Origin of the sequence: Gemmobacter aquatilis (genome assembly GCF_900110025.1) — a bacterium.
GTDB lineage: Bacteria > Pseudomonadota > Alphaproteobacteria > Rhodobacterales > Rhodobacteraceae > Gemmobacter > Gemmobacter aquatilis.
Genome location: NZ_FOCE01000025.1, coordinates 1 through 9,534, shown reverse-complemented (window position 1 = coordinate 9,534; position 9,534 = coordinate 1). Strand labels below are relative to the sequence as shown.

The following is a 9,534-nucleotide window of genomic DNA, read 5'->3' as shown; positions in this document are numbered from 1 at the left end:
GCTGGGATACCTGCCGTTCAGCGCCTCGGGCGGGGCGTTGCTGTTCCACCTCTTGAGCAAGCTCTACGAACGCACAAGCGTCATCATCACTACAAACCTCAGCTTCAGCGAATGGGCAACCGTATTCGGCGACGCCAAGATGACCACCGCCCTGCTTGATCGTCTTACCCACCGCTGCCACATCCTTGAGACCGGAAACGACAGCTTCCGCTTCAAGGCAAGCTCAGCAGTAGCCAAAACGAAAAGGGAGGCCACGCATGCCTTGACCCCAGCATAACCCGCAGAACATAACCTTCAGGCGGGTCAATTCTCGATGAAAACCCCGGGTCACTTCTGGGTGGAAATCAACACCGCAAGGGTCAGGCCACCGCAAAGGGCCAGGCTAGCTCTGAGGATCTGCCTCCGTTCCATGCGTCCAGGTCGCCTTCTCACCCTTCTTCAAAGGTACAGGCACCGTGGTCAGACCCAACTCGACCCCGAAGGAGATCAGACCGGCAATGGTCTTGAACTCTCTGGGTTGGAGCGTACGCTGGACAACGAGAAGTGCTGCCTGGTCGCCGATGCGCAGATAGATGCGCCAATCGCCCGTCCAGGTGTTTCCGACCTTCTTCGCGTCCTCAAGGCTATGGGCTTCGACGATGCCGCCTTCGTTCCGGGCCTCCTTCAGTCCGGTCTGAAAAATCACCGGGTATAAGTTCCTCATGGCTCAGCACGCTCCGAAGCTTGATCGCTCGGCGCCAACATAGTGCATGTCACGCCGTTGAGAAACCTGTCACCGCGCAACTTGGGGCGCACAACTAGCGAGAGAATCCGGTTGCGTCAATAGTGGTGTTTAGGCATTTATTCACCATCATAGATGGCGAGGACTCACCATGCCTGACCCTTCCCCGAACCTGCCCTTGGCGGGTTTGATCTGCTGCGCCCTGCTCTGTTGCGGCTCTTTAACCCGGGCCGCAACGGCGCTCGATTGCCTGCCGCCACGCGTCCCTGCCCCGGTCAATGACTCTGCAACCCGCGCGACTTATGCCTCTGAGATTCTTGAGGAATACGTCGCGTACTTCGATGAGGTGCAGACCTATCTCCATTGCCTCGAATCCGCCCGCGCCGAGGTGACGGCGGAGGTCAATCGCGCCATCTCTGACTATCAGGAGCTTGGCACTGTCCCGGACGACTGATGTCGCGAACCTGACGCCGCAAACGCCCCCTCCCCTCCTTCAGGAGTCTTCCTCATGCCCCTTCGCAACCTCGCCGTCGGACTCGCCACATCCGCTCTGACCTCACTTGCTAGTCCAGCAGCGGCTTATCCCGTCGATTGTGCGATCCTGCTTTGCCTTGCGGGCGGCTGGCCATCTTCGGCCGAATGTGCGCAGGCCCGCGCGGTGTTCATCCGTCGTATCACCCCCTGGCCGATCGAACCGCCGCTGCAGATCTGGAACTGCCCGATGCGGGCGAGTTTCCGTGCGCCTACGGCGATGGAACGGCTGTTCGAGGTCCGTGCTCCTTCCGGACAGCCGTTCCTTCAGGTCGCTCCGCCTTGGGCCTCGGCAGTCCCACTACCCGTCGCGGATCAGGCCGATATCGACATCTCCGATCCAGCTTTCGACTTCGTACGCTCGATCAGGGTGTTCGAGATCCAGTACATACAGCATGCCGATGACGATGGAGGAGCCTGCAACCGCTGGTGGACCATCCATGAAGGCAGTTACGGCGAGCAAGGTGGATACAGGCGTCGGGGCAGCACGCCTACAGCGGTCCCTGAAGCCTCTGATCTCGACCTCACAGCGGATTGCCGCAGTATCCGGCACCGCTCGGTCTTCGTGGAGTGGCGCGATGCCGAGGGTACCTATGGCCATGAAGAGGTACATTACTGATCATCTGACGACGCCTGAACTGATCAGGAAGAACGCAACCCCAAAAAGAAAAACGACGCCAGACCATAGGTCCGACGCCGCACTGATTTCCTCGTAGCACAAGGAATCTAGTGCGTGCTTTGGGTCCGTTCAACCGGCAACATGCTTGCCGGACACGATTTTTTGTTGCTCGATGGTCCGGCGTCCTTAGAAGAAGGACGACTACGCATGCAATTGACCACCGGCGCTATCCTGCGCCGCATCACCGAGACATCTCTGTCGGTCTCGGCCCATAAGCTGGCCACCATCATTCTGGACGGCATCGCCTGGAAGGACGGCTACAATGGCCTCGAGCGCGGGACGGCGGCCTTTACCCTGGCGCATTTGGCTGAACGGATGGACGTCTCCCGGCAGCACCTGACAGTTCTCTTGGCCGAGCTCGCCGCCTCGGCCTTGGGGCTGATCCGCTGGAAGCCCAACGGCAGATTCGCGCCCTGGCTCTTCCGTTTTGGCGCTGTGGATAACACGGGCCCAGAGGCAGATGTCGTGTCAGCCACAGATGACACATCACTATCTAGAGAGTCTAAGAACAAAATGATGTTCGCCGGGAAGATTGAATTTGGGAGCACGTCCAATGTCCATCGCACGCCTTGGGCTGCGATGATCAAGGCAGCGAAGACCGCCCTGCCGTGCTGGAATGTCGACACCCAAGTCATCTGGGACGCTTTCCGGACCTTCAACCGGGCAAAGGGCAAGGACGAGGTGCCTGCAGGGTATCTGCTGGGCTTCATGCGGAAATGGCGGACGGCCGGAGCAGCGCCGACGCGGGCTGAGCCGGCGCCGGTCCTGGACGCCGCAAACGCCGAGGTGGCGGCTCTGATCCGGCATGCGCCGGTGAAAAACTGGCGGTTCCATGAGCGGGATCTGCAGCAGAGCATCGGGCGGGAGGCTTATGAAAAGAGAGTCCGGGCCATGCACGCGCGGCTTGGGGTGAACCGATTTGCTTCAGCCTTGGCGGTACATGGGGAGGCCGTTAGAGCCAGGGAAATTGCCGGATGATGACCCTGCATTTCCAATGGCCTCAGAGGTGCATGATCTTCTGCAATTATCTGTTTTATCTTGGTTTTTCGTGGAATTGCCAATTGGCAACTCAGCCTGCTGCTCTCTCCTTCCGGTGGGCCATGAACTCCTCGAATGCCGAACGAAGGGCCGCCTCAGAAAGCTTTTCTGAAAACTCCAGAGTAAGCTTTGCACCGTGCTTCTTGAGCGTCATGCCCGCCGTCTCTGCATGTCCCTTAAATACCTGCCCTGCTGGCTTCACCCGCTTGGGGCCTGCCGCCGCTGCCTTCAGCTTCGCAAGAACCTGTGCGGCATCGATCGCCGCACCGCGACCGCTCCGGGCGGCAGTCTGCTTTTCGGCGAGCTCGGCCGCGACAGAAAGGATTGACGGCGCAAGCTTGGGGTCTGCGAGCAGAGGTTTCAGAATCCGGGCATGCAACTCCTTTATGTCACGGATCGAGGGATATGCAGCGACGACTGCTTCCGGGAGGCGAGCAAGTGTGAGATAGCGCGACAACCAACCTTCCGAAACCTCCAGTCGCTCGGCCATCCCCTTCTGACGTCCACCATAATACTGTTCGAGCGCGGCGGCGTAGTCACGGGCCCGTTCGAAGTCGGAGATGTCTTCTCTGTCGCGATTTTCGACGTCAGCAAGCCGAAAGGCCTCCTCGTCGGTCAGATCGCGCACCTCGACCAGGTAGCGGAACTGCGGATAGTTATTCGCCCGAAGCCAAGAGATAGCGAAGTGCCGCCTGGCACCACAGATGACCTCATACTCCGCCCCTGCCCCATGAAGGCGCCGTACGATCGCCGGGAACTCCTGCTGCCCTTGGGACCGGATGGAGTCGATCAAGTCCCGGCAGTTGTCTTCGTTCAAGAGCTCGTATGCCCGGTTATGGCGTGACCACATGGCGCACTGAGCCGGATCAACCCACCGCAGCACCTTTTCCTCACGCTCGCCGACATCAGCCAAGGCATTGGACCGGCGAAGGAAGCGGGTTGCACCGCGATCCTCGTCGGACGGCGCAGCCTCCTTGCCCAGATCCTTCAGGACATCTTCAAAGATTGCGTCATGCCGTTTGCTCACAGGATACCCTCCTTGCGAAGTGCGCGATGATGGCTGGGCCAGGTCTTGCGGGCCAGGATCTCTATCTCTCGGCCAACCGCGTCGAGATAGGCACGGCAGCGCTTGTGGGTTTCGGTCCGCGTCGCCGGGCCAGTTAACTCATAGACGGTCGAAAGATTCGCCGTAGCATTGTCGATTTCAGCGCTATCCTTGAGAACAGACTGGAGCATGTCTTGGGGGAAAACAGCATCCATCATCCGCTTGATCGCAAGATGAGCAGATTTCTGGTCATTCATCTTGGACGCCAAGATCTTGACGAAGCTGTAGGACCGCTCACCCCCGAACCGGGCCAACTCGGTCAAGGTGGCTTCCATCATTTTCAGGAAATGCGCGGTAGAAGCGAAGTCGATGTTGGAAGGTGGTGCCGGGATCAGAAGCGCGCTAGCCGCCCGCAGAACAGAGAGCGAAATCATCCCAAGGGCCGGCGGAGGGTCCAGCAAGATGACGTCAAACTGATCCGAGATGCTGGCGATGCCATCGCGCAACCGGTCCAGAATGAACGTGGGTTCGCGCGCCATGCGGGCCGCGAATTCATATTCTGCGTCATAGAGTCCGAGATTGGCTGGGATCAGCGCGATGCCGGGCCAGTAAGTGGCTCGCAGGGCATAGTGCAGCGATTTCGGGCCGCCGTGCTGTAGGAAAGGATAAAGCGTATCCTCTTCCTCATCGACGTCGACATCCGGGTTCATCCCAAAGATCGCGGTCGTCGAAGCCTGACTGTCGCAGTCGATGACGCAGACACGGTAGCCCTTCAATGCAAAGTATTGAGCCAGGTGGCTGACAATCGTGGACTTGCCGACGCCCCCTTTGAAATTCTGGACGGCAAGGACAAGAGGCGGATCGTCCGGAGCGCGATGCGGCAGTGTGCCGAACACTTCTCGCATCTTGTTGACCTGAGCCAAAGTATACCCAGTACGCCGACCTGTGCCGTCATCCTTGTCCGGCTCTGGCAACCGACCATCAGCCTCTGCATCCCGGATCGCCTTTTCCGTTCGCCCGACCATTTCTGCTGCCGTGCGAACATTGAACCTGATCTCTAGGCGCTTCTCCGCATTCGGTGCGAAGACGCGTTCTCGCAGTCTTTCGATCACGGTGGCTGCTCGGCGCGTCAGTTGGGTAAGTTCGTTCAGCGTAACCGGGGGAAGCACGGTATCGTCCATCAGCTGCTCTCTGTGTTTTCTCCGACGAATCATGCGTGAACTTCGCGGTGGCGTAAAGTTCGGAAATGGCGCCTAGGTGCTGGAAACTTCGGAAATGTACCTGGGGACCCTCAACTATCGCTCTTTTGCTAGATGCGGCTTGAGAACCGGAAGTTGGGTGTGAGTTTGGTTGCTGAACCGTCCCAATATGTAGGTCATCGAAGTCTGCGTGCTACGGTCGAGCTACGCCCCCCAAAAAAATAATCCACAAGGAACCCCTCTTGGTTCAGATTCTCTTTGGTTCTAGTGTTCACGCTGATTAAGTATCTGAAATAAAAAGGAAAATTTTTCGATAGGCTTACGTCTTGGGCGGCAGCGCTTACCTTTTGGGATGTAAGGACTTACGAATCGGGGCGGTTAGCCTTACGTCTTGGTGCAGGGCATAGCCTTACATTTTGGGTGAGCCGTCACGGCCCTTCGACCAGCCGAAATTTTCCCTTTGTTATCAGTCGCCTGCGAATCAGTCGCGAATCAGCTTGGTGCCTAACTCTTACAAATTGGGTGGCTTGTCTCACCGAAGCGTCCTGCCCGATCCAAAGACCTTGATCGCTTACGCGCGTGGCGCTACAAAAGTAAGGTAACGGAAGTACGGGCTCCATGGCTGAAAAACCCTATCGCACCCTCGATGCTCGGCCAAGTGCCGACAGCCTGATCAAGCCTGGTGAACTGGTTGACTTGATCGAGGTTACTCCACTCAGCCTTAACGACCGACGGATCTACAATCAGCTCCTCGAAAATGCCTGGGATGCAATCGATAAGCCCGTTAGCCATGTCATCTCGAAGGCAGCGCTTCGTGGCAAACACAATTCCAACGATCGAGTGGGCGAGAGCCTGGAGCGGTTGATGTCTGCAGTGGTGAAGGTTTCGGTCAACTGGGAGGGTGGACCAGCCATTGAGCGCGTTCAGCTGCTGGGCGGCAACATCGAGGCGCTTCGTTCGGACGGGTTGATCGAGTACGAAATTCCTGCGCGCCTTCGGAAGATCATCGGAAACTCTACTGTCTTCGCTCGACTGCAACGCGAAGTGATGTTTGCCCTTTCGTCCAAGTACGCTTTGACGCTCTACGAGATGGTACAGAAGCGGGGGAACCTTCGCTGGCGGTCTTCCGAACGTTTCTCGCTGGAAGCCCTGCGGGGAATTCTGGGCGTTCCCAAAGGCAAGCTCACATCATGGTCAAATCTCAAACTCCGTGCGCTCGACCCGGCCGTCGCAGAGGTGAACGACCTCTCAGATTTCATGGTTGCCGTTGAACCGATCAAGTCCGGCCGTAGCGTTACGCATGTTGAACTCAAATGGTGGCGGAAGGATGAGGATGCGACAGGTGCTGCGGGCAGGGCGCTTCAATTCTCGAAAGTTGGACGACGTGTGAAAGCGGCTGGAACAGAAGAGCAAGTCGTCCCTCCGGAGCCCAATGTGGTGTCAGGCGAACCTAGGCCCAAAGCCTCAGAACTTAAACCGCGGCCTGCGTGGCTGCAGTCTCGCGGAACACCGCTCCGGACCGAGACCTATGAGACTGCACGTCTGCGGCATGCCGGATATGATATCTATTTTGTGGAAGGTGAATGGCGGTCATGGGCAGCCGGGAAGCCTCCGGCGGATGACCCGGACAGGGCCTTCCTCGCGTTCTTCAGGAAGTACGCGGAGGCGAATCCGATCTAAAGTTGCCAACTGGCAATTCTTTACAAAAAGACATTGATAACAGATATTTAAATGAGTTGTTAGGTCAGAGGCGCCGTTGCTAGATCTGGACCTTTATGAAGTCCGGTGGCTGAGGTGAGAGGTCGAGTTTGGCTGAGTTTCCAGTGACGGGTTGAGATCGGGAGAGTGGCTCCTGGCGCCCGTCGTGGAGAAGATCTGATGGCCAAAGCTGCCCAGAACGTGACCCTGTCCCCCTCGCGGGACATCCCCTTCGACCGGGTGGTGTTGAGCCAGTCCAACGTGCGCCGCATCAAATCCGGCGTGTCGGTGGAGGAATTGGCGGAAGACATCGCCCGCCGTGGCCTGCTGCAAAGCTTGAACGTCCGTCCCATCCTGGACGAGGCCGGTGCTGAGACCGGCAAGTTCGAGATCCCCGCCGGAGGCCGCCGCTTCCAGGCGCTGTCGCTCCTGGTGAAGCAGAAGCGCCTGGCAAAAACCGCGCCGATCCCCTGCATCGTCCGTGATGCCTCATCGCCAATCCTGGCGGAAGACGACTCGCTGGCAGAGAACATGCAGCGTGTCGCACTTCACCCGCTCGACCAGTACCGCGCGTTCGTCGCCTTGCGCGAGAAGGGTCTCGGGGACGAGGCTATCGCAGCCGCCTTCTTCGTGACGCCGCAAGTCGTGCGCCAGCGGCTGAAGTTGGCCGCCGTCGCGCCCGCCCTGTTGGAGGTTTATGCCGAGGATGGCATGACGCTGGAGCAGCTGATGGCGTTCTCCGTGTCCGCTGACCATGCGCGGCAGGAGCAGGTTTGGGATGCCGTGAAATCGTCCTGGAACAAGGAGCCCTATGTCATCCGGCGCATGCTGACCGAAACCTCGGTCCGCGCCACCGATCGTCGGGCGGTGTTCGTCGGCGTTGCGGAATATGAGGCGGCCGGGGGCGTGGTTATGCGGGATCTCTTCCAGGGCGACGATGGTGGCTGGCTGGAGAACGTGGGGCTGCTTGATCGCCTCGTGGCTGAGAAGCTGCAGAGCGAGGCGCAAGCCCTAGTCGGCGAGGGCTGGAAGTGGATCGAGATTGCGGCGGACCTGACCTATGGCTTTGGCTACGGAATGCGTCGCCTTTCCGGAGAAGCGGCTCCGATGATCGCCGACGAAGCTGACCAACATGCGAAGCTCCTGGCTGAGTATCGTGCGCTGGAAGAGCAATGGGGCGAAGCTGACGAATTGCCCGAAGAGGTCGACGCACGGCTTACGGAACTCGCTGAGGCCGTGGAGCGGCTGGAGGCGCGTCCGATGATCTTCGATCCGGCGGAGATCGCGCGGGCAGGGGTCTTCGTCACCTTCGACCGGGAGGGTGTCCTGGTCATCCACCGCGGCTTCGTTCGCCCCGAGGACGAGGCGCAGGAAGAGACCGCGGTAAACGCGGAGAGCGCCGATGGCGAAGCCTTGGAAGGGCAGGGCGACCAAGAAGTGGTCTCCAACTGGAACCGGGGGCAGGGCGCTGCCAATGGCGTCGTCGGGACCGTAATCACCTCTTCTGGGCAGCAGATCTCGGCTGCGCCTGAGGATGACGACGACGGCGCGCTGAAGCCCTTGCCTGAGCGTCTGGTCATGGAGTTGACCGCGCACCGGTCGCTGGCACTGAGGGAGGCCTTGGGGCGCTCGCCGGAAGTGGCCCTGACGCTGCTGCTCCTGAAGCTCGTCACCGACACCTTCCGCACGTCCCCCTCGACCGGATCCTGCCTCGAGGCCTCGGTGCGCTCGGTCTACATGACCGCGCAGGCCCCCGATCTGAAAGACAGCGCCGTGGCCAAGGCCGTGGATGACCGTCACACCGCCTGGGAGGCGGACCTGCCTCTCGGCGACGATGCGGCCCTCTGGGATCACCTCGGTTGCCTCGACGCGGCCAGCCGTCTGTCACTCTTGGCACATTGCCTGAGCTTCGGGGTGAATGCGCTGCATGAGCGCGTGAACCCCTATGGTGCGGGTATCTCAGCCTCCGGTCTGACCCGGCGGATGAAGCATGCCGATCTGGTGGCCAAGGCCGTTGATCTCGACATGGTCGAAGCGGGCTGGGAGCCCACGGCGGAGAACTACCTCTCGCGCGTGCCCAAGGTCCGGATCCTAGAAGCCGTGCGTGAGGCGAAGGGCGAGGGGACGGCGCAGCTTCTCGATCACCTGAAGAAGGCCGAGATGGCGCGGGAAGCCGAGCGCCTGCTCAAGGGCAGCGGCTGGTTGCCTGAAGTTCTGCGCCGCGCGGATCTCGCTGCCTTCGACGGAGATGAGTCAGTGGAAGGGCAGGGCGCTGATATCGGCGACGCCGATGCGATGGATGAAGAAGCGCATAAGCTGGGCGACGACATGGACCTTCCGGCCTTCCTTGTTGCCGATCTTCCCTCCGATCCGGCCCAATTGATCGCCGCCGAGTGATCCAAGGCCCCGAGGGCGGGGAAATTCGCCCTCACTCATAAGAAAACACAACAGTATCAATGATATGAGTGCGATTCCTCGCACTCAGGATGAGGAAATCATGTCCGCAACCACCATCATCGACACCGCACTGTTGATTTCCACCCAGAAGTGACCCGGGGTTTTCATCGAGAATTGACCCGCCTGAAGGTTATGTTCTGCGGGTTATGCTGGGGTCAAGGCATGC

Annotated in this window: 9 protein-coding genes; 6 read left to right on the top strand and 3 right to left on the bottom strand. The window is 59.5% G+C overall.

Features of this window, described 5'->3' with window-relative positions:
- On the top strand, positions 1-277 hold a 277-nt coding region (locus tag BMX43_RS19165), incomplete at its 5' end, for an ATP-binding protein (RefSeq protein WP_175482202.1).
- A 105-nt stretch (positions 278-382) separates the two neighbouring features.
- Here BMX43_RS19165 and BMX43_RS19160 read toward each other — a convergent pair.
- On the bottom strand, positions 383-685 hold the full coding sequence (locus BMX43_RS19160; protein WP_139201641.1) for a hypothetical protein: 303 nt from the start codon (positions 683-685) through the stop codon (positions 383-385).
- Positions 686-872: 187 nt separating this feature from the next.
- Between BMX43_RS19160 and BMX43_RS19155 the strand changes: the two genes are divergently transcribed.
- The 3 genes from BMX43_RS19155 to BMX43_RS19145 all read left to right on the top strand — a co-directional run bounded on the left by BMX43_RS19155 (position 873) and on the right by BMX43_RS19145 (position 2,909).
- The gene (locus tag BMX43_RS19155; protein WP_091303825.1) at positions 873-1,175 is read left to right on the top strand and encodes a hypothetical protein; all 303 of its coding nucleotides are present in this window, start codon (positions 873-875) and stop codon (positions 1,173-1,175) included.
- 54 nt (positions 1,176-1,229) lie between these two features.
- Positions 1,230-1,871 carry a hypothetical protein gene (locus BMX43_RS19150; protein WP_091303817.1) on the top strand — a complete coding sequence of 214 codons (642 nt, stop codon included), beginning with the start codon at positions 1,230-1,232 and terminating at the stop codon, positions 1,869-1,871.
- 207 nt (positions 1,872-2,078) lie between these two features.
- Positions 2,079-2,909 (top strand): hypothetical protein, encoded by an 831-nt coding sequence (locus BMX43_RS19145; RefSeq protein ID WP_091303832.1) that lies wholly within the window; start codon positions 2,079-2,081, stop codon positions 2,907-2,909.
- A 91-nt stretch (positions 2,910-3,000) separates the two neighbouring features.
- On the opposite strand, the gene BMX43_RS19140 is transcribed toward BMX43_RS19145, so the two are convergent.
- Both BMX43_RS19140 and BMX43_RS19135 read right to left on the bottom strand, forming a co-directional pair.
- Positions 3,001-3,996, bottom strand: coding sequence for a ParB/RepB/Spo0J family partition protein (locus tag BMX43_RS19140; protein ID WP_091303816.1), 996 nt, complete (start codon positions 3,994-3,996; stop codon positions 3,001-3,003).
- A complete protein-coding gene (locus BMX43_RS19135) occupies positions 3,993-5,195 on the bottom strand; it encodes an AAA family ATPase (RefSeq protein WP_091303830.1) in 1,203 nt (400 codons plus the stop codon). Before BMX43_RS19135 ends, BMX43_RS19140 begins: the two co-directional genes overlap by 4 nt.
- 636 nt (positions 5,196-5,831) lie before the next feature.
- On the opposite strand from BMX43_RS19135, the gene BMX43_RS19130 reads away from it, so the two are divergent.
- Both BMX43_RS19130 and BMX43_RS19125 read left to right on the top strand, forming a co-directional pair.
- Positions 5,832-6,893: a RepB family plasmid replication initiator protein gene (locus BMX43_RS19130; RefSeq protein ID WP_091303815.1), complete on the top strand. Its 1,062-nt coding sequence runs from the start codon at positions 5,832-5,834 to the stop codon at positions 6,891-6,893.
- A 198-nt stretch (positions 6,894-7,091) separates the two neighbouring features.
- Positions 7,092-9,308 carry a ParB/RepB/Spo0J family partition protein gene (locus BMX43_RS19125; protein WP_091303809.1) on the top strand — a complete coding sequence of 739 codons (2,217 nt, stop codon included), beginning with the start codon at positions 7,092-7,094 and terminating at the stop codon, positions 9,306-9,308.
- The last annotated feature ends 226 nt before the right edge of the window (positions 9,309-9,534 follow it).